At 67.6% G+C, this 19368-nt stretch carries 21 protein-coding genes and 3 pseudogenes; 16 read left to right on the top strand and 8 right to left on the bottom strand.

The features are described 5' to 3' along the window. Nucleotides 1-58 precede the first annotated feature (58 nt). The gene (locus ACOZ38_RS20975) at nucleotides 59-661 is read right to left on the bottom strand and encodes an MFS transporter (protein WP_424532847.1); all 603 of its coding nucleotides are present in this window, start codon (nucleotides 659-661) and stop codon (nucleotides 59-61) included. Here ACOZ38_RS20975 and ACOZ38_RS20970 point away from each other — a divergent pair. From ACOZ38_RS20970 to ACOZ38_RS20915, 12 genes and pseudogenes are all read left to right on the top strand, one after another. After that, a complete protein-coding gene (locus tag ACOZ38_RS20970) occupies nucleotides 577-1068 on the top strand; it encodes a MarR family winged helix-turn-helix transcriptional regulator (RefSeq protein ID WP_424532845.1) in 492 nt (163 codons plus the stop codon). The two genes, ACOZ38_RS20975 and ACOZ38_RS20970, sit on opposite strands and share 85 nt — an antisense overlap. A 406-nt stretch (nucleotides 1069-1474) precedes the next feature. After that, nucleotides 1475-1744, top strand: coding sequence for a hypothetical protein (locus ACOZ38_RS20965; protein WP_424532843.1), 270 nt, complete (start codon nucleotides 1475-1477; stop codon nucleotides 1742-1744). A gap of 180 nt (nucleotides 1745-1924) precedes the next feature. Further along, a pseudogene (locus ACOZ38_RS20960) lies at nucleotides 1925-2180 on the top strand (DUF4158 domain-containing protein); the annotation flags it as partial. Between the two features lie 128 nt (nucleotides 2181-2308). After that, complete coding sequence (locus ACOZ38_RS20955; RefSeq protein ID WP_424532841.1) at nucleotides 2309-2716, top strand: hypothetical protein; 408 nt, start codon at nucleotides 2309-2311, stop codon at nucleotides 2714-2716. 140 nt (nucleotides 2717-2856) lie between these two features. Then, nucleotides 2857-3644: pseudogene (locus ACOZ38_RS20950) on the top strand (alkaline phosphatase D family protein). Next, nucleotides 3563-4219 (top strand): alkaline phosphatase D family protein, encoded by a 657-nt coding sequence (locus ACOZ38_RS20945; protein ID WP_424532840.1) that lies wholly within the window; start codon nucleotides 3563-3565, stop codon nucleotides 4217-4219. The pseudogene ACOZ38_RS20950 and the gene ACOZ38_RS20945 overlap by 82 nt, the downstream one beginning before the upstream one ends. A 306-nt stretch (nucleotides 4220-4525) precedes the next feature. Continuing rightward, the gene (locus tag ACOZ38_RS20940) at nucleotides 4526-5581 is read left to right on the top strand and encodes a sodium:calcium antiporter (protein ID WP_424532838.1); all 1056 of its coding nucleotides are present in this window, start codon (nucleotides 4526-4528) and stop codon (nucleotides 5579-5581) included. 149 nt (nucleotides 5582-5730) lie between these two features. Next, entirely contained in the window at nucleotides 5731-5874 is a 144-nt protein-coding gene (locus ACOZ38_RS20935) for a hypothetical protein (protein WP_424532837.1), read from the top strand. 29 nt (nucleotides 5875-5903) lie between these two features. Then, a complete protein-coding gene (locus tag ACOZ38_RS20930; protein WP_424532835.1) occupies nucleotides 5904-6548 on the top strand; it encodes an AAA family ATPase in 645 nt (214 codons plus the stop codon). Further along, entirely contained in the window at nucleotides 6545-8005 is a 1461-nt protein-coding gene (locus tag ACOZ38_RS20925; RefSeq protein WP_424532833.1) for an LCP family protein, read from the top strand. The genes ACOZ38_RS20930 and ACOZ38_RS20925 overlap by 4 nt, the downstream gene beginning before the upstream one ends. Before the next feature lie 305 nt (nucleotides 8006-8310). Then, a complete protein-coding gene (locus tag ACOZ38_RS20920) occupies nucleotides 8311-8463 on the top strand; it encodes a hypothetical protein (protein WP_424532831.1) in 153 nt (50 codons plus the stop codon). 131 nt (nucleotides 8464-8594) lie between these two features. Next, the gene (locus ACOZ38_RS20915; RefSeq protein WP_424532830.1) at nucleotides 8595-8825 is read left to right on the top strand and encodes a tyrosine-type recombinase/integrase; all 231 of its coding nucleotides are present in this window, start codon (nucleotides 8595-8597) and stop codon (nucleotides 8823-8825) included. Between the two features lie 178 nt (nucleotides 8826-9003). On the opposite strand, the gene ACOZ38_RS20910 is transcribed toward ACOZ38_RS20915, so the two are convergent. The 3 genes from ACOZ38_RS20910 to ACOZ38_RS20900 form a co-directional block, all read right to left on the bottom strand. Next, nucleotides 9004-9909, bottom strand: coding sequence for a LysR family transcriptional regulator (locus tag ACOZ38_RS20910; RefSeq protein ID WP_424532828.1), 906 nt, complete (start codon nucleotides 9907-9909; stop codon nucleotides 9004-9006). Nucleotides 9910-10766: 857 nt separating this feature from the next. Further along, the gene (locus ACOZ38_RS20905) at nucleotides 10767-11441 is read right to left on the bottom strand and encodes a GNAT family N-acetyltransferase (protein WP_424532826.1); all 675 of its coding nucleotides are present in this window, start codon (nucleotides 11439-11441) and stop codon (nucleotides 10767-10769) included. A gap of 372 nt (nucleotides 11442-11813) precedes the next feature. Beyond that, nucleotides 11814-12692: a ketopantoate reductase family protein gene (locus ACOZ38_RS20900; RefSeq protein ID WP_405148736.1), complete on the bottom strand. Its 879-nt coding sequence runs from the start codon at nucleotides 12690-12692 to the stop codon at nucleotides 11814-11816. A gap of 59 nt (nucleotides 12693-12751) precedes the next feature. Between ACOZ38_RS20900 and ACOZ38_RS20895 the strand changes: the two genes are divergently transcribed. Further along, nucleotides 12752-13387: a TetR/AcrR family transcriptional regulator gene (locus ACOZ38_RS20895; RefSeq protein ID WP_424532824.1), complete on the top strand. Its 636-nt coding sequence runs from the start codon at nucleotides 12752-12754 to the stop codon at nucleotides 13385-13387. A gap of 93 nt (nucleotides 13388-13480) precedes the next feature. On the opposite strand, the pseudogene ACOZ38_RS20890 reads toward ACOZ38_RS20895, so the two are convergent. Continuing rightward, nucleotides 13481-14572 (bottom strand): annotated as a pseudogene (locus ACOZ38_RS20890) (transposase); the annotation flags it as partial. A 49-nt stretch (nucleotides 14573-14621) separates the two neighbouring features. Between ACOZ38_RS20890 and ACOZ38_RS20885 the strand changes: the two are divergent. Continuing rightward, nucleotides 14622-15029, top strand: a complete 408-nt coding sequence (locus ACOZ38_RS20885; protein ID WP_424532822.1) for a recombinase family protein — start codon at nucleotides 14622-14624, stop codon at nucleotides 15027-15029. 88 nt (nucleotides 15030-15117) lie between these two features. On the opposite strand, the gene ACOZ38_RS20880 is transcribed toward ACOZ38_RS20885, so the two are convergent. After that, a complete protein-coding gene (locus tag ACOZ38_RS20880) occupies nucleotides 15118-15609 on the bottom strand; it encodes a GbsR/MarR family transcriptional regulator (protein ID WP_424532820.1) in 492 nt (163 codons plus the stop codon). Between the two features lie 185 nt (nucleotides 15610-15794). On the opposite strand from ACOZ38_RS20880, the gene ACOZ38_RS20875 reads away from it, so the two are divergent. Next, nucleotides 15795-17465 (top strand): CocE/NonD family hydrolase, encoded by a 1671-nt coding sequence (locus ACOZ38_RS20875; protein WP_424532818.1) that lies wholly within the window; start codon nucleotides 15795-15797, stop codon nucleotides 17463-17465. Here ACOZ38_RS20875 and ACOZ38_RS20870 read toward each other — a convergent pair. Next, nucleotides 17443-17700: a recombinase family protein gene (locus ACOZ38_RS20870; protein WP_424537059.1), complete on the bottom strand. Its 258-nt coding sequence runs from the start codon at nucleotides 17698-17700 to the stop codon at nucleotides 17443-17445. The two genes, ACOZ38_RS20875 and ACOZ38_RS20870, sit on opposite strands and share 23 nt — an antisense overlap. A 716-nt stretch (nucleotides 17701-18416) precedes the next feature. Then, nucleotides 18417-18695 (bottom strand): tyrosine-type recombinase/integrase, encoded by a 279-nt coding sequence (locus ACOZ38_RS20865; RefSeq protein ID WP_424532816.1) that lies wholly within the window; start codon nucleotides 18693-18695, stop codon nucleotides 18417-18419. On the opposite strand from ACOZ38_RS20865, the gene ACOZ38_RS20860 reads away from it, so the two are divergent. Beyond that, complete coding sequence (locus ACOZ38_RS20860) at nucleotides 18694-19017, top strand: NUDIX hydrolase (protein WP_424532814.1); 324 nt, start codon at nucleotides 18694-18696, stop codon at nucleotides 19015-19017. The genes ACOZ38_RS20865 and ACOZ38_RS20860 overlap by 2 nt on opposite strands. Nucleotides 19018-19368 lie beyond the last annotated feature (351 nt).

Raw genomic sequence — 19368 nt, 5'->3', positions numbered from 1 at the left:
ATGCCGCGCCGACGCTGAAGCCCAAGACGTTCTGCAGGAGGAAGGGGGAGGCGGCGATCTAGCAGAAGAGCGCGGCAGTGGCGAGGCAGAAGGCGAGCGTGTAGCCGAGGTAGGGGCGGTCGGTGAGGACGGAGGCGGCCGCCTTCGCCAGAGCGCCGGCACCATCGGTGTGGCGCCGCTCGGCGGGCAGGGTTTCGGGTACGCGGGCCAGCGCGGCCACGAACATGAGCGCCGATGCCCCCGCCAGCACCCAGAACACCGCGCGCCAGTTTCCTGCCCCGCCCACCACGACTCCGCCTGCCAGCGGCGCGAGGATGGGCGCGATACCGCCGAGCGCCATGAGCAGGCCGAACAGTCTGGCCGCGACCGCACCGGTCGCGAGGTCGGTCACCACGGCACGGCCTACGACGACTCCTGCCGCGCCGGCGAATCCCATGACGAAGCGCAGTGCGATCAGCATGCTCAGCGTGGGAGCCACGGCGCACAACGCCGCGGCCAGCGTGCAGACGCCAGCGCCGAAGCAGAATTTAGATATAGATTTATATCTATAACTATATATACTGGTAAGATCGAGGAGTGCGCAAGACCGATGCCGCTCCCGGCCGTGAAGACCTGCTGCGCGAGGCCAGGCAGCTCGCCCCGGCGCTTTATGCGCTCGCACGCGTTCTGCGGTGGGGTGGCATAACGGAGGCAGGCCTGCCGCCCTTGCCTCCGTCGGAGCTGGACGTGCTGCGCTACGTGCTGGACTCGCCCGGCACGGGCACCAAGGCGCTCGCCCACGAACTGGGACTGCACAGCAGCAACGTCAGCACGGCCGTACGCGGCCTGCTCGCCCGCGACCTCATCCGCCGCGAGCCCGATCCGCACGACCGCCGCGCCGTACGCTTGTACCCGACCATGAGCGCCCAGCACGGCATGGCCCTGATCGAGGACGCCCGGGCGGCGATATTCGCCGATGCCCTGGCCACACTGCCCCCCGGCGAACGCAGCGCCCTGACGGCCGCCGTGCCCGCACTCCACGCCCTCGGCGCGCCCCTCAGGGAACGACGCGCCCCCGCCCGCGACTGATCAGCCGGTATGGCCCGCCGCTCGAACGTAGCGGCAGTGATCACCAACCGCCACAGGCAGTCAAACACCTCCGTTATCGCAGTTCAGAGGCTACTTCGTTGGAAATTTCTTCATTACTACCGGGACCCCTGCAGGCGACGCAACTCCTCGAGGTCGGCGCCGGGTTTGGTCGTGGCGGCCGCCGCCGAGTTCGGCGCCGCCAAACGCTCGGCCAGGCGCTCACGCAGCGCGGCCACCTGCTCGGCCTGCTCAGAGGGCGACCGGCCGGCGCGGCGGGCCGCTGCGGGGCGCGGGAGGTCCTGCGACTGGTGGCCGTCGGCCAGCGCGGCCGAGCGAGCCTCCAGCGGGGTGCGCCGGGCCGGGGCCGATGGGCGCGGGTCCGGGCCGGGATGCGAGGCGGGGCGGGATGCGGGGCGGGGCGGGTGCCGGTGGCCAGGGCGGCCAGGCGGTCGCCGAGTTCGCCGGTCACGGCCTGGCGCGGGGTCGGCCCAGCCAGAGTGGCGGGGCTCTCCTGCACGCGGGTGGCGCGTTCGGCGGCGGCCCGGGCCAGGGCGCGGGCGCGGCTGGCCTGTCCCGGCGAGGCGTGCTGCTGCTCGGTCTGGGTGACCGGCCCGGCGATCTCGCGCTGGAAGACCTCTTCCGGCTCTGTGAGCGGCCCTTCAGGGGGTGTCGGTAAGAGTCGTGCAACCAGGTACAGGGGATCAAGTTCGCCCAGGTTGGCGATGCCGCTGACGGACCGTTAAGGGATCTTTCTCGGATCGTCCGACGTCGGCGATCGTGTGTGGCCAGTATTGATCCGAATTCGTGGGGTATGCGGCGGCTTGGCTGACCGCTTCGCGAGAGAGCCGGATGCCGCGTGGCGCGTGTGCTGGACGAGAACGAGCTCGTTGGGAACTGGACGCTGGTCGGGGACGAGCTGGAGCAGCTGTCGGGCCGGCGGGGCGCGACGAAGCTCGGGTTCGCGCTGCTACTGCGGTTCTACGCGCTGAACTGCCGGTTCCCGACAGGCCGGGCGGAGTTCCCTGATCAGGCCGTTGCCTACGTCGCCCCGGCTGGTGGAGGTGTCCGCCGCAGAGCTGGGGCTGTATGAGTGGGACGGCCGGACGAAAAAGCTTCGGTCAGCGGTCGTTCTCGTTCTTATCTGCGGCTGATTGGGGGTCCCAGTAGCAATGAAGAAATTTTCAACACATATACCTCTGACCTGCGGTGATGTCCCGACTTGCCCGCCTGTGGCGGGTTGGTGATCACTGCCGCTAGGCGCTACCAGGTGCGGCTGGACAGCGCCCTGCTGGGTGTGCGCCTCGAACAGGTCGGGGCGGGCCGGCGCCTCGGGCCAGGGGGCCGTGTCGGCCGCCTGGTGGACGTCGGCGGGCGCGCGTTCGTCGGTGGGGGCGTCCCAGGAGTCCAGGAGTTCCCACCAGATCCGCCGGTGCTCGCGGTAGCGGGCGAGCCGTTCGGCGCGGTCGACGTCGGCGCCGGTCTCCACGGCGACCTCGTCCAGGTCCCGGTCGCCACGCCGCCACCCGTCCGGGCCGCGTTCGGCCAGCCCAGGCCTACCGATGTAGCCCCCTGGGACAGGCTTGGGGTGATCGTCCGAAATACCCGCTGTGGCCAGAGTGTCCCCATACCTGGGGTTTGCTGTGAATAGTTGATGATCGTCATGTGCTCGACAGGCGATCGTTTCTGGTGTTGGGGCTGGCATCGGGGGTGCCGACCTTGCGGGTCTCTTATGGCGACCCGTTCACGCTCGGTGTGGCCTGTGGCGACCCGGCGCCCGACGGCTTCGTCATGTGGACGCGCCTGGCTCCGGCGCCGCTCGCCGAGGACGGGTTCGGGGGGATGCCGCCCGCGTCGGTGCCGGTCTACTGGGAGGTCGCCACCGACCCCGCCTGCGTCAACGTCGTGCGGCGCGGCACCGAGGAGGCCGTGCGCGAGTGGGCGCACGGCCTGCACGCCGAAGTCACCGGGCTCGATCCCGGACGCGAATACTGGTACCGCTTCAAGGCCGGGACCTACATCTCGCCCATCGGGCGCGCGATCACCGCCCCCGCCCCCGGCTCGCTGGTCAAATCGCTCACCATGGCCGTGACCTCGTGCGCCAACTATCAGCACGGGCACTTCACCGCCTACACCAGGGTCGCCCAGGAACGGCCCGACCTGGTCCTGAACCTCGGCGACTACACCTACGAGTACGGCACGGGGCAGATGCCGTGCCCCGGCGGCAACGCCCGCGAGCACAAGGGACCCGAGGCACGCACGCTGACCGAGTACCGGCGCAGGCACGCGCTGTACAGACCGACCCCGATCTTCGCGCGGCCCACGCCGCGGCGCCATGGGTGGCGATCATGGACGACCACGAGGTCCGCAACAACTGGACGAACCGCCTTCCCGCCGGCCGACGCGAGGCCGCGTTCCGGGCCTACTACAAGCACATGCCGCTGCGCCGGACCGCCGTCCCGAGCGGCCCAGCGATCAAGCTCTATCGGCGGCTGCGGTGGGGACGCTGGCGACCATCCACCTACTCGACACACGCCAGTACCGTGACGGATACATCTGTGGTTCCTCCGGGTTCATAGAATGCGAGAAGTCCCGGGATCCGGCGCGTACGATCACCGGAGCCGAGCAGGAGCGCTGGCTGCTTGACGGGTTCCGCGAGTCCAAAGCGCTGTGGGACATCATCGGCCAGCAGGTCTTCTTCGGCCAGCGCAACAAGCGTCCCGACTCGGGCCTGGTGGTCAGGCAGGACGCCTGGGACGGCTTCTCCGGGTCGCGGACCAGGGTGACCCACGGCTGGATCGACGCGGGGGTGCGCAACGCCGTCGTGCTGACCGGGGATGTGCACTCGCACTGGGCCGACGACCTCGCCCTGGACTACGACGACCCCTCCGCGCGGCTGGTCGGCACCGAGCTCGCCGTGACCTCGATCAGCAGCGGCGGCGACGGTCACGACACCGACCGCGCCAGGGACTCGCTGCTGGCCAAGAACCCGCACCTGAAGTTCCACCTGCGGCGCCGCGGCTACCTCATGCTCAAGGTGGAGCCCACCGCGCTCACCGCCGACTTCAAGGTCGTCAGATACGTCAGCACCCCCGGCGCCCCCGCGACCTTCGTCATCGCCGACAAGCTCCCCGGGCTGCTCCGGCAGACCTGACCGGTCAGTCCCCGCAATGGGTGAGGACCTTGGGATCTGCGGTGTGTGATGCCAGTGACCGAGACCACCACGCCACCCTGTCGGCATTTCTTTGGGGTATAGTCCAACGACTGAAGGGGAGTAGTCCTCCGCCGGTCGTCGACATGCTGGAATCCCACGGGATTCCCGGTGGCCGGGCCCCATGTAGGGGTGGACGAGACCTTCGACCCATAGCGACGTTTTGCGTTGCGGCGGGGTCGAGGTCTCGGGACATTACTCCGGGTGCGGCTTCCTCGCGGTGACGCGGGAAGGAAAACCGTCCCCCTAATGATCCATTTCGTATTACTCATCGCGTGTGCCGCGGTGATCTACTTGTCCTGCGAGTGGTTCGTCAACGCGGTGGAGTGGCTGGGCCAGCGACTCAAAGTCGGCCCGATGGCCGTTGGTACGATTCTCGCCGCGTTCGGAACCGCGCTGCCCGAGAGCGTCGTCACGTTCGTGGCGGTCGTGTTCGGCACCGGCGAGGAGCAGAAGGACATCGGTGTCGGAGCGGCCATGGGCGGCCCTTTGGCCTTGGCGACGGTGGCCTATGGCGTCACCGGCTGGATGATGTGGACCCGGCGCCGTAACAAGGCCCTGGTGGCGGCCGGCGCTCCGCAGCCGGGTACGAGCGCCGGTGGACCCGCAGTGGTGGACCCGGCGAGCGATGACATCGGCGACACCAGGAAGCTGACCCGAGACCAGACCTGGTTTTTGGCGATCTTCGTGGTGAAGGTCGCCCTCGGGCTGGTCGCCTTCGCCTTCAAACCCTGGCTGGGGTTGCTGTTCTTCGCCGCCTACGCGGTGTACTTCTGGCGGGAGATCCGCGCCGACGCAGACCACGGCGACGGCGCCGACCTTGAGCCGTTGCTGCTTCAGCGGCGCAGGGAGACCCCGGCCACCTGGGCGGTCATCGTCCAGACTCTGGCCACGCTGGCCATCATCTTCCTGGCGTCTCACACGTTCGTGGGTCAGCTGGACGCGATCGGGCCGATGCTCGGGCTCTCCGCGGCGGTGACGGCGTTGCTGCTGTCCCCGGTCGCCACCGAACTACCAGAGATCATGAACGCCATCATCTGGGTTCGCCAGGGCAAGACGCGCCTCGCGCTGGCCAACATCTCGGGCGCCATGATGATCCAAGCCACCGTGCCCAGCGGCCTCGGCCTGCTGTTCACCCCCTGGCGATTCAACTCCCCGCTCCTGCTGTCGGGCATCGCGACGATGGTCGCGATCATCTACCTGCTGGTGCTGCTGAAGACCGGCCGGTTCAACGCCAAGACCCTGTCGTTCGCCGCGGTGTTCTACCTCATCTTCGCCGCCTGCCTCATCCCCCTTCTGGCCTGACCGCCCGCACCCCACGCCGTCGGCCCAAGGCAGGTTCACCGCCTGCCGCGAGTGGGCCGACCGGCTGCGGGGGCCAAGGCGCAGCGCCGCCACGCCGGTGTGGATCACCACCGGCCCTCGTCACCACCCCAGCGAAAGGATCCCCCGACATGACGATCATCGATCGTATCCGTAGCTTCCTGCGCAGCCCCAAGGGACAACGACTCACCCAGCAGGCCCGCGAGCAGCTGAACAAGCCGGAGAACAAGCGGCGGCTGAACGATCTCGTCCGGCGACTTCGCCACCGCCGCTGACCAGCGGCCCAGAAGATGGGGGTCTCGCGGTGAACGCTTCGCTTCGCCTGCGCCCGGCAGGCGGCCATGATCTGCGGAAGCACCACGTCGCGGAGCTGTGTTACCCGCGCGAGTGTGTGCTGGTGGTCGCCGGCATACCCGGCGCGGGGAAGACCACACTGCTGCGTCGGCTGTTCGCCGTGACCGGGCAGGAGTCCACCACCGCACGCACCGATGACGGAACCCTGGTGCTGGATTCGGCGCAGGCACGCACCTGGTGGCGCCGCTACCTCCACCGGCTGCCGTACGCGTGGTGGCGTCCGCTGATCCACCTCACCTACTACGGCCGCCTGGTGCTCACCATGCGCGCCCACAACGGCCCGGTGGTACTGCACGACTGCGCCACCAGCCCCTGGAACCGGCGCCTCATCATGAACGCGGCCCGCAGAGCCCGCAAGCAAGTGCACCTGCTCATGCTCGACGTCGCCCCGCCGACCGCGCGTGCGGCCCAGCATGCCCGAGGCCGCCGAGTGCCGGCCTCGTCGTTCGCACGGCACTGCGATCGGTGGCAGCGCATGCGCGACGCCGTCCTGGACGGCCCCGGCGCCGTCCACCCCGACATCACCTCAGCAGTGATCATCAACCGTGCCGGTGCTCAACGGCTCACGACCATCCATTTCCAGGAGTCACCATGAACGGTGGACAACAGCCGGACAAGGTGACACGCCACCAGCGAAAAGGCAGCACAGTTCCCCGGCGCCAGTCCCCCGAGGTGTCGCGGCGTCGGTGGCGGCGCAGGATGTGGTGGCTGGCCGCCATCGTGCTGACCGTCGTGCTGGTGATCGTAGGCTCCCTGGTCGCGGTTTACGTCAAGCTGACCGGAAACGTCAAGCACATCGAGGTGACCCGCGAGGACCTCGGGACCACCCGCCCGCCCAAGGCCCCCACCGCGGCGATCAACGTGCTGATCGTGGGTTCTGACCAGCGCGACGGAAAGAACGCCAAATACGGTCACCGGATCAGCGGCGAACGCACCGACACCATCATGCTGGCGCACCTGTCTCCCAAGCGGGACAACGCCATGATCATCAGCTTTCCCCGCGACTCGCTGGTGCAGCTGCCCGCCTGCCGCGCCCAACCGGCCCAGCACCTGACCGGCCAGCGACCACACCTCGGGATGATCAATGAGTCGTTCAACTTCGGCGGCATCGGCTGCACCTGGAACACCATCGAGACCCTCACCGGGATCCACATCGACCACTTCGTGAAGGTCGACTTCACCGGGTTCAAAGGCATGGTCGACGCGGTCGGCGGGGTGAATGTGTGCCTGCCCGAATCCATCAACGACGACCACGCGCTGCTCCACCTGGCCGCCGGCGAGCAGACACTCAAGGGCGAGCAGGCACTGGGCTACATACGCGCCCGCTACAGCCTGGGCGATGGCTCCGACATCGGCCGCATCCAGCGGCAGCAGATGTTCATCGCCTCCATGGCCAAAAAGGTGATGAGCGGGCAGACGCTGACCGACCCGGCCCGCTTACTCCGCTTCCTGGACGCGGCGACCAAGTCGGTCACCACCGACCCCGAGCTCACCCCGGGAGTCATGAAAGACCTCGCCATCAGCGCCCAGGGCCTGGGCGCCGGCCAGATCCACTTCATCACCACCCCCTGGCGCTACTCCATCACCCACCCCGGCCGAGTCGAATGGGTACAGCCGCAGGCCAGGACACTGTTCCAGATCGTCGCCGGCGACAAGAACATCAACGGCTCCGGCGTCAAAGGCGGCCAGACCAAAATCTCGCGCTCCAAGGTGCAGATCCAGATCCGCAACGGCACCGGTCGCGCCGGCCTCGGCAGGGACGTGGCCGCCGCCCTGGAGCAGCGTGGCTACCACATCGCCAAGATCGGCGACGCCCCACATAAGCGGTATCCCAAGACCACGATCCTGTACTCGCCCAACGGCCAGACCCGTGTCCCCACCCTGACCAAGGACGTCATGACCGCCGTCCCCACCCTGGTCCCCGGCGCTGCCACCACCACCCTGGTCCTGACCCTCGGCGACGACTGGAAAGGCCTGAAACCCGCGCCGGCCGGCGACACCCAGGCACTGAAGGGCTTCGATGCCACCCACGACTCCTGCTCCACCGTCTGAGGCGCGCCACGATAACGCCATCACCTCATCCGGTGGTGGCACCCGCGGCCTCGACACCCCTGGGATTACTACCCCTCACCCCTGTGTTGACCGGCGCCGACACCAGCACTGCCGACCCAGCCCAGGCCCTCCGTCGGCCTCGACACCCGGAGCCTCCCCTGAACGACACAGACCTGCCTCAGGCTCGCCTCCGGGTTCGGCAAGCCGCCGACCGACTGACCCACGACGCACCCGCTCTGACAGCGGCCTCCGCCCAGGCGTACCAGGTCGGACTCGCCGTCCGCCTGGCCGACCTGCGCCAAGCCGTGACCGCCGCCTGGCGCGCCGGCATCCCCCTCCATGACATCGCCGAGGACTCCGGGCTGAACCCGGCCACCATCGACGAATGGGTCGCCCTGGACTACCTGCGCCACACAACTTCGGTGAGGCGATTCTTGAACCAGTACCTGAACCCTTGAACGGTGCAATCAGTCGATAGGGCTCCCACACCTCGACGGTATGCTCCAGATGGCCCGCCCTGGGTATTGCAAGCGCCGATAAATCCCTGTTCTCACCGTCCGCTCGATCATGCACTTACCGACACCCCCTCATGGACGAACTCGCCACCGACGCCGACATCCTCGACGACGCGGGCGCCCTCGCCCTTTCCGCCCACATCCTGCGGCACACCTTGGCGACCAACCTGCTGCGCGCGGGCGTCGACATCGTCGTCGTCGCCGAACTCCTCGGCCACACCCGATTCGACACCACCCGCCGGTACACCCTGCCCACCCACGCCGACCTCGAAGACGCCGTCAGCCACCTCCCCACCGACCAGTAGGGCACCGCTGAACTGGGCGGACTCAATCGTGTGTACCTGGTTGCACGACTCTTACCGACACCCCGGGTTCGCGGAGAGCTCGCCGGACGGGCGTCGGTGCTGGTTACGGGGCTTGATGCACCAACGGAACGGCCAGTGGCGCTACGGAGCCCCGAGACGGAAACCGGGCGTTGCCCCCCTACAGCAGGCGGGGGCCGAGAGCCTGGAAGGCTTTCAAGAGGGCGTGAACGGCGCCACGCCGGTCGGTGCGCCGGCGTGCGACGTGGAAGACCACCGGGGCAGCGCCGGTCAGCGTCACCGCCCGCAAGCGAGAGCCCAGGAGCGGAGTGACCTCCGCGCAGGTGGCTATCACGGCTGTGCCATCGGCGGTTTGGCGCAGGACGCGGGTGAGGTGCCCGGCGTCGGTCTCGACCAGGCGCGCCTCGCGGCGTGGCCGTACGTCGCCGAGCCAGAACTGGTTCATCCACTCGTCGGCGACGGCCGGGTTGTACAGGATCGGGTGCTCGCTGAAGTCTTCCACGTTCATCGTTTCGGCGTTGGCGAGGGGATGCCGGGCGGCGACCACGCCGATGCGCTCGCTGGTGGTGGCCAGGGGGTACGAGTTCACGGCGGGATGTTGCACGGGCGCGGTGGTCCACAGGACGTCTATCTGATGCTCGGGCAGGCAGCGGGTGAGCGCGGGAAAGGTGATGTCCTGGCGCACCAGCCGGGTCTCGGGGTAGCTGCGGCGGACCTCTCGTGCGATGCGGGTCATGTCGGTTTGTCCAAGGATCGCGCCGAGGCCGGCGGGGACACCGACCCGCAGTGTGTACCGGACGGGTGTGGCCCGGGCGTTTTCGCGGGCGGCGTTGGCCTGAGCGATCAAAGGTTCGGCGGCGATCGCGAACCGCCGGCCTGCGGAGGTCACGGCGAGCACACCCGCAGGGCCCCGCTCGACGAGGGCGACCCCGAGCTGTCCTTCCAGACGTTGGATGCGCTTGGTCAACGCCGATGAGGTCAGGTGCAGCCGCACGGCCGCACGCCCATAGTGCCGCTCCTCCACGAGAACCAAGAAGTCGGCGACCAAACCGAGATCCAGATCCATACGCGCTCCCGCATTGCGGATGAACCGGGCGACCGATTCAAGATGCCGAGTCAGGAACAACGACTCCGCAGTCTCTACTCCTAAGTCTCCGCCAGTTGTCAATACCCGATTCCGCATTGGAAGGAGGGGGGTGTCACGCCCCGCCGATGCGCGTAGAACAAAGCCACCAGTACGGCAATCCAGACACGCCCGCGTGCAGACTCCATGTTCGCAGGCTCTGCTACCTGTACCCCACTCACTACGGAGGCATCATGCCGAGGCGACGAGCCTTAAATCTCGGGCTATTATCCATCTTTGCGCTGTTGCTGACGGTGGCGATGCCCCAGTCGGTCAACGCGTACACCAGGAACATGTGGGTCACCGTGGCCGCGAACTCGAACTACTGCATCGTGGGTAACGCGTACATCGACCATCTCGTCCCCGGCACCTGGTCCAACAACAGCGCGTGGGTCGATTCGTACGTGTACATGGGGGACTGCCGGACCCCGCGGCTGAGCGACCAGATCAGGGTGAAGGCGCAGCTGCAGAAATGGGACGGTGTCCAGTGGGTGAGCGTCGCCAGTACTAACTGGTCGTATGGGTATATGAGAAGCGTCGGCGACCTCGGCCCTTGGGGACCCGGGGCGAGCCTCGACTATGGCGGGTCGGCTCAATGGGGGCCAGGTTGGTACCAAACGCTAGGGTCCATCGAGGTCTATCGGATGGACGTCTTGTGCCTCCCGGGAACTGGAACCTCCTGCAAGTGGTGGGGGGGCACGATCTCGTCAGGCTTTGAGTTCGTGCCGTAGCCGGCCGCCTCATCATCAGTCAGGAACTCCACCGGCATACGCCGCAAAATAGGACCGACCCATCGGTAATCAACACACAGCGATCGAACCGTTACAGAATCTCTGCTGGCCCGCCATCCACCGACATCGGAACGCCTGGACGCCGTCGAGGACGACGAGGACAACGGCCAGCACACCACCCCTTCCGAGCACGAGCTCAAGCAGACGGCGTGACCGAGGAGCACACGCCGAACCACTGCTCAGCGCCGTACTCCTCAAACCGCTCCACGTCGGTGAACCCAGCTTCGCCGCGAGGCGCATCGACCGGTCGTTGGCGGTCTGGGTGCAGAGCACTACCGGCTCGCTGGGAAGCGCGCCGGCGAACCAGTCGAGTGCCGCCGCACACGACTCGGCGGCGTACCCGCATCCCCACGCCTCCGGCATGAACATGTAGCCGAGCTCGGCCTCACCGCCATCCGGACGGACGTGACCCGGACGCTCCGCGTCGCGCCGGTCGAACGTGATGATGCCGATCATCGCTCCGTCCAGATCGACCACGAAAAGGCCGGGACGCCGCCTGGGCACCTCAGGCACCGCACGCTCGAACTCATCACGCGGTCGAGGGCCACCAATGTAGGTGCCCACCTCGGACGAGGTGAACAGCTCGATGAGCGCCGCACGGTCCCGGGCCTCGGGCTCACGGAGCACGAGCCGCTCGGTCCGTATCGGGGCAGGTGGCCAGGCAACGGGTCCAAGCTCAGTCATGGCGGGCAACCTATCGCACGCCCGCCGAGCAACACGCGCTCTCACAACTCACGAACAAAGCCACGGATCCTCAAGAAGGCATGAGGGATACCGAGGGGCCAGCAAGAAGCACCCTGGCCCCTCGGTATGTGATCCTCAGGTGGCCATGGCGGCGCCCCGCCGACCACTGTCTGAGTGCGGGATCCTTCAAAAGACGATCGTTTACCGACAGCGACAGAGTGCGGCAGCTGCGCTCGAAGTGCTGTGCGTGCGGGGTGTCCGAGGTGTCGGTTCGCCAGTCGTCGACCGAGGGCAAGGGTGCCGGAGGTCCGGTGGAAGTCCCCGGACCGCACTCGGCTGCGGTGCGGCCGAGGAGCTACTGCCGCCGCTGGTCTACCGGACCTTCGCATGGGCGCGCATCTGTTCGGCCAGCCGTCCGAGTTCGGCGACCGTTGCCGGGGAGGCGTTGCTGAGCCCGCTGTTTACGGCGGTCGGGCTGCGCAGGAAGCGCCGCAGCAGGGCCACGAGCAGCCCTTCCGGCAGGGTCTGCAGTGCAGCGAACGTGCGGGGGACCGGCGACGTCGGCATGGCGGCCAGGTTCTGCCGCACGAGGTGGAGCATGCCGCGGACCGCGTCGGGGTCGTCGGCCAGCGCCACCGGGCCGCCCGCCGCGTGCACCTCCTGCCCGAGTGGCACCTCGAACGCGGCGTGTGTCTTGAGCCAGGCATCCATCCGCGGCTCGGCCTTGGCGTTGATCCCGGCGGTGCGGAACTCCCGGACGATCCGTTCCAGTCGCGGGGTGGTCCGGCCGTCGGGTTCGCCGATCGGCATCGGGACCCGGCTGGTCATGAAGGTGGTCGCGCGGGGGCGGACCACGTCGCCGTCCATCGTGCCGGCGGCCAGTGCCGGGGGGAAGCCGAGCAGTACTCGCTCGTGGCCGATCGCCTCGCCCAGCGGCTCCGCGCCGGCCGCCCAGTTGTGCAGGAACAGCACGTCGCCTTCGAGGCCGGCGAGCGACTCCAGCACCGCGTCGACCTGATGGGTGCGCACGAGGACGGCGGTCAGGTCGTACCCGCCTGCCGGGTGCTCGACCACCGGTACCGGTACCCGCCTGACGGCAGTGCCGTCTCCGTCGGCGAGCTGCACGCCGTGCCGGCGCAGGGAGGCCAGGCGCTCGCCCCGGGCGAGGAGCGAGACGTCGAGCCCGGCTTCGTGCAGGCGGGCGGAGAACAGGCTGCCGCAGACCCCGGCGCCGTATACGAGCAGTTTCATGACAGCCTCTTCCATGAGTCAAACGTTCGTTTCAATCGAACGTCTGTATAGTACGGCACATGGCGCTACCCGATACCCGGACCAAGATCCTCGACGCGGCCGAACACCTCTTCGCCGAGCACGGCTACCGCGGCACCTCGGTCCGCGCGGTCACCGACCTCGCCGGAGCGAACCTGGCCGCCGTCGGCTATCACTTCGGCTCGAAGGCGGAACTCCTGGCCGCGGTCGCCCGCCGCGTGACCGAGCCCATCACCGCCGCCCAGAGCGCCGGGCTCGACGAACTACTCGCCCGGACTCCGGACCCGCCGGTCGCCGAACTGGTGGAAGCATTCGCAGGGCCGCTCTTCGACGAGATGCCCGCTGGCAGTGAGAGCGGAGCCCGGACGTCCCGGCTGATCGTGACGATCCTCAGCGACCCGGCCGAGGAGGCGCGCAGCTGGACCGGCCCGGACGAGGACACGGTCCGTGAGCGCTACCTGGCGGCTTTCGCGCGCGCACTGCCCGGCCTTGCCCCACAGGAGCTGTTGTTCCGGATGCGGGGGATCTTCGCCGTGACGGCCGTGGACCGCGTCGAGGTCTACCACCGGCCCTCCCCCGCCTGCCCGACGGTGACAGCGGGCGAGGAGGCTCGGCGCTGGGCGATCACGTTCCTGACGGCAGCAATGAGCGCACCACCGACCCGGGCCCGTCGGTAGGTCTGGGACTTTGCACCGTGGGTCAAAGACAGGACACCGGAGGCCGGCCAAGGCGAGGGCCCGCAAGCTCTTCACCGCCCTGGTCGGCCACGACTAGTCCGGCCCGTCCCCGTCCCCGTCGTCATCCTCGTCCAGCTCCGGCGCGTCCGGGTCGCGCAACGGGCGCAGGGCGCCGGCGGCCGGGACGCTGGCGGTGAAGCTGTAGCGGCCGAGCAGGTTCAGGTTGCGGTGCTTGAGCGGGGAGAGCCGGGCGATGTCCTCGTCGCGGATCTCGTGGCCCTCGGCGCGGAGCTGGGCGACGGCGGCGTCGATGTACTTCGTGGTCCAGAGCACGATGGCGTTGAGGACCAGGCCGAGCGCGCCGAGCTGGTCCTCCATCCCGTCGCGGTACGCCTGGTGGATGGTGCCGCGCTTGCCGTGGCACACGTCCCTCGCCAGCTTGTGGCGGGACTCCTGCACGGTGAGCGGCCGGTTCATCTGACGACGGTAGGTGTCGTCCACCGGGTCGACCACCCGCAGCAGGTGCTCGGTCTTCGCGATCCGCCCGTATTCCGCGAACGCCGCACCCAGCGGGGTCGGGCGGCCGTCCCGGCCGAACATGCGCAGCAGGTCGTAAGCGCGGACCTGGTTGGTGACCAGGGACCCGACGACCTTCAGCATGTCCGGCCAGTGCGTGATCACCTTGTTCAGGTTCACGCGGTTGCGGGCCAGGTCCTCCACCGCGCCGTAGCTGCCCGTCTCGACGCCGGGCATCGTGGCCCGCCAGAACCTCTGGTCGTCCAGGTCGCGGAACCTGGGTGAGAAGTTGTAGCCGAGGATCTTGAACAGGCCGAACACCATGTCGGAGTACGAGGCGTTGTCAGTCGCCACCATCTCCGGCCTCACGCCGCCGTCCAGGTTCAGCAGCGCGTCCAGGATGTGCAGGGAGTCGCGCGGGGCGCCGGGCACGACCATCTGCCCGATACCCGCGACCTGGTCGTTGACGGCGTTCAGCCAGGTGATGCCACGCTTGAACCCGAAGTACCTCGGCGACGGCGCCGCGCTGACCGTGCGGACGGGCACGACGAACCGCAGCCCGTCCACAGAGGCGAGCAGGCCCTCGCCCCAGAACTTCACGATGGGCACGGCGGCCTGGGCCTCGATCAGCCGCGCGTTCGCCGCGGCGATGGTGTCGGCGCGCAGGTAGACACTGAAGTTCTGGAAGTCCGATCGGCGGGGCCGCTCGGCGGGGCACGTGCTGACTACGGTCAACGAGCTCCGCGACCGTGGCATCACCGTGGTGTCGCTGACTGAGAACTTCGATCTGGGCACCAAGAAGGGCCGGTTCATGTTCGCGGTTCTTGCCGCGGCCGCAGAATACGAGCTGGAGCTGCGCACCGAGCGCCAGGCCGAGGGGATCGCCGCCGCCAAGCACCGTGAGGCCACCGGTGCCATGCTGCCCGGCAAGAAGAAGACCGGCCGGCCGCGCGTGATCGGCCCGCCGAGTTGGCCACACTTCGCCGTCTGGTCGACGAGGGTGTCTCGATCACCGAGGCTGCCCGCACCCTCAAGATTGGCCGCTCCACCGCCTACGCGGCATTGGTGGGACGCTGACCAGCAGCTATCCCACCCGCATCCCGCTTCTGCCCTTCGGGGGCACTAGCAAGATCGTTCTCATCGATAACGGCTGTCCGCCGGTTCCTCACCCCCGGTGAAAGCCCCATTGGGCAGGTGACGCCCGTCCCGGCGGTTTACCGTGTTCGCAGTGCCGCCTTGCGCTCATGCCAGCGGCGCATCATTGCGCGGGTCTCGTCTCTGAGGAACTGGATGAGCTCGAGCGTCTCGTTCAGCCGGTCGGCCGCTGGTGAGTCACCCAGGATGGCGATGCCTTCTCGCAGGTCGGCCTCGCCTCTTTCGAGGAACGGGTTCGCGAGGAACGTGGACTCGTACCACGAGCCGTCCACGACGTAGGCGTGGCGGCGCGTTCCCGGGTCCCGTTCTGTGCGGATGAGGCGGATCTGGACCAGGTAGCGGACGGCGCCCGAGACCCCGCCGGTGCTGGCGTGCAGCCATTCCGCGAGTTCGGCCGCGGTCATCCGCCCGTTCTCGCTGGCCAGGAGTGTCGCGAAGACGCGGGCGGCGAGGCGTGGGAAGCCGGCATCGGTGAGGGTGGAGGCGAAGCGCTCGACGAATTTGCCGAGCTCGTCCATCTCGTCTTCGCGCACGGCGCTCCCTTCAGCCATCTCGTCACAAGGGTATCGCAGTAACACGAACTTTCAGTAATTATTGAAATCTGGTGTTACTGTACTAGACGGCGCACAAGGGACACCGCTCGGCGGCAGACGGGGACCCGGGGTCGAGCGTCCGCGGGCCGATGCGGGCGACGGGAGACGGGCATCGCCAGGCACGCGTTGTGATGGAGAGAGAGATGAACCAAGGAGCCAAGGATCGGACGCTCGGGCAACGGCTCGCTGACCTGCTGTGGACGAAGTACGCTCGGCTGCCCGCTTCGACGAGCGACTACAGCGTGACCCGCAACGTGCGGATCCCGATGAGAGACGGCGTCGAGCTGTTAGCGAATCTCTTGGAGCCGAAAGGGCCGGCGTCGGGAACGATTCTCGTCAGCTCCCCTTACGGCTACAACGTGATGGGGTCGGCCATAACCGGCGGAATGTTCGCCTGCCGTGGCTATCGGGTCGTGCTGGTCCGGTGGCGGGGCACGTTCGGATCGGGGGGAACCTTCGAACCGCACATGCGGGAAGTCGACGATGCGGCCGACATCGTCGCTTGGATGCGCGAGCAGCCGTGGTTTGACGGGCGCTTCGCCACGCACGGCTTTTCATCTGTCGGCTTCGCCGCGTGGGCGTTGCTGATGGATCCGCCTGCAGAGCTGGTAACCGCGGTCATCGCGTGCGCGCCGCACAACTTCGGCGCATTCGTCTACACCGGCGGGGCGTTTTTGCTGAGCATGGTGTTCGAATGGTCGTTCGTCACGACCAAGCAGGAGGAGCCGATCCTGCCTCGCATCTTTGCGGTTCTCTCTTCCCGGGGCCGTATCAAGAAGGCCCTGGCAGCGCTTCCGCTGGCCGACGCCGCCGAGGAGCTGATGGACGGGAAGGCGCCTTGGTACCGCGAGTGGGTCAGTCGGCGGGATCTGGGCGACCCATGGTGGAAGCGCGCCGACCTGACGGAAGCGCTGGATCGGGTGCACGTCCCCGTGTTGATTCAGGGCGGCTGGCAGGACGGTTTTCTTCGCCAGACGCTGGCGGGGTACGCGCGGCTGGCCGAGCGGGGCGTCGATGTCGGACTCACCATGGGCCCGTGGACGCATGCTCAGGGGGGCGCCGAGGGTGCCCGCATCCTGCTCCCCGAAGCCCTCGCCTGGTTCGACGAGCATCTGGCCGGATCAAGCGACCGGCACCGCGCCACGCCGGTCAAGGTGTTCCTCAGTGGCCCCGGCGAGGGGTGGCGCGACCTTCCGGCCTGGCCGCCGGCGACGGTCGAGCAGATCCTGTATCCCCGCTCCGGCGAACTCCTGGCCGCTCAACCGGCCGACGCGGGAGAAGTGAGCGAGTTCATCTACGACCCAGCCCAGCCGACCCCCACGTACGGTGGCGCGTTCGTCACGCAAGTTTCCCCGGGAGTGACCGCGGGCTACACGGATGACAGCGCGCTCGCCTCGCGTTCCGATGTGCTGGCATTCACGTCAGACCCGTTGACCACGGAGCTCGAGGTCGTCGGCAGCCCAGTTGTAGAACTGGGCCACAGTTCCGACAATCCCTTCGCCGACCTGTTCGTTCGCGTGTCGGAAGTGGATGCCCAAGGCCGCTCACGCAACGTCAGCGACGGGTTCGTCCGACTCGACCCTTCGGCGCCCCAGGGCCTGATTCGTATGGAGCTCGACGCCGTCGCGCACCGGTTCGCGCGGAACAACCGGATTCGGCTGGTCGTTGCGGGCGGGTCGCATCCGCGCTGGGAGCGGAATCTGGGAACAGGCGACGACCCGGCCACCTCAACGAGGATGCTGCCGTCACACCGGACGATCGACCTGTCGATCTCACGGGTCGTGGTTTCGGTCATCCAATCGCCCGGGGCATGAAGGCACCTCTGCCAAAGCCTTCAACCCGGCCCACTTTTCCCCCGCCTCGATAGCTGCCAGACTCCCGGACGTTGGCGCCCAGGCCGAAAAGGACGCCGCGTCCGCACAGGTCGGTCAGGATCTCGTTGGCCTCGGCCATGTTGCGGGCGAACCGGTCGAACTTGGTCACCGTGAGGACGCTGCCGTCCCACATAGCGGCGAGGGCCTGGTCGAGGCCACCGCGGTTGCGGCAGATCTACCGCCTACGCTGCACTCACAGGCCACTGACCAGCAGTTACCTCAATTCGCGGCCCGTATTTCGCAGTGGGGCAAGTACAGTACCGACACCCACCAGAGCCCCTACGGCGACTATCAGGTGCATTACTACATGAATCGCACATCGGGTGAGGTCATGTACGGGTTTGACTACAAGGTCGTCATGAATCGCCGCTGGGAGGTCGCGCGAAGGTGAGATTCGTCGGTGCCGAAGGGGTTGACCGCAGCGTTCGTCAAGGTTCACACGTCCTGCGTCCTGGTCGCGAGTATGTAGTTCTGGGCGTTGAATGCCAAGCAGAGGGTCCGAATTTTTCCGGATTGAGTCCAGGCGGGACGAATTGCCTCCGCTGCTTGACTCTCGCCTCTTCGAGGTGGTCGATGCGCAAATTAGCACGGTCTGGACCGTTCGTATCGGATGGGACGGCTCGGTGTCGATGGAGCCGGACGAGTGGCAAAGAGAGGGCTTCTGGGAAGAATTCACCAATCATGATTTGCGCGCTATAGAGATTTACGAACGCTGCAGAGATCGTCTGCAGGAAAGTGGGGGCAAATAGCGCAATCCTCGGTCGGATTCACGCCGAACTTTGGGCAGGTAGATGAAATCGACAGAGATTCGCATATGCGAACCTCTGTCGATTTGGCCTGGGTGTTTTAGGTTGGTTCGTTCCTGTCTGGCGGCAATAGTTGACGGCAACGTCAGCGGACAAGGGCCGCGCAGGGCGGCGGTTCGTCACCGTCGGCGCTGACCGTCTCGGCGATCGCCGGGCTGCCGAACGCGGAGCCGAGGGCGTCGATGGCGTCGCGCTGGAGGCGGAGCCCGTGGGCGTAGACGGTGGCGGTTACGCCGATGTGGGCGTGGCCGAGGAGTTCCTTGATCACGACCAGTTCGACGCTCTGCTCCAGGAGGAGGGTGGCGGTGGAGTGCCGGCAGCGCCGACGGGACAACGACCTCTGGGCCCTGCCCGGCGGAGGCATGGACCTCACCGATTCCCTACCCGGCACGGCCGTCCGCGAGATCAAAGAGGAGACCGGCCTGGACGTCGAGATCACTGGCCTGGTCGGCACCTACACCGACCCGAAACACATCATCGCCTACACCGACGGCGAGGTGCGGCGACAGTTCAACGTCTGCTTCACCGCCCGCATCACCGGCGGCCGGCTGGAGATCTCCGACGAGTCCACCGAGCTCCGATTCGTGCCGCCCGAAGAGATCGAGCAGTTGCCGATGCACCACACCCAACGGCTCAGGCTCCAGCACTTCATGGAGCGGCGCGCGGCTGATCCACGAGGCTGGTGAACCTCGTGCGGACAACCCGGCGCCCCGGACAACCGTGCGCAAGCCGACCCCACCGAATCTGCGGAGAGGCCAGCGTGGCTGACGGCAACGGTGACGGCAACAACCCCGCCCAACGACGCACGTCCACGTACCTCACCGGACCCAGCAAATCGCACCTGACCTGCTAAAACGCAAGTAGAGGGGGGCCGCATAGCAAACGTACTATGCGCTGGCGGGGGCCACGCCTGTACTCGTTCACAACAGCAACTGTGATCTTCCTGAGGGATACACCTCTTCTCCTGCGCTCAAGGGTGATCCCTACCACCCCTTCACTCTGGTCTGGCACGCCGCCGACATCTCACGCCAGGCGCT

It is taken from the genome of Sphaerisporangium viridialbum (genome assembly GCF_049674955.1).
GTDB lineage: Bacteria > Actinomycetota > Actinomycetes > Streptosporangiales > Streptosporangiaceae > Sphaerisporangium > Sphaerisporangium viridialbum.
This window is presented reverse-complemented; position numbering and strand designations above follow the sequence as displayed.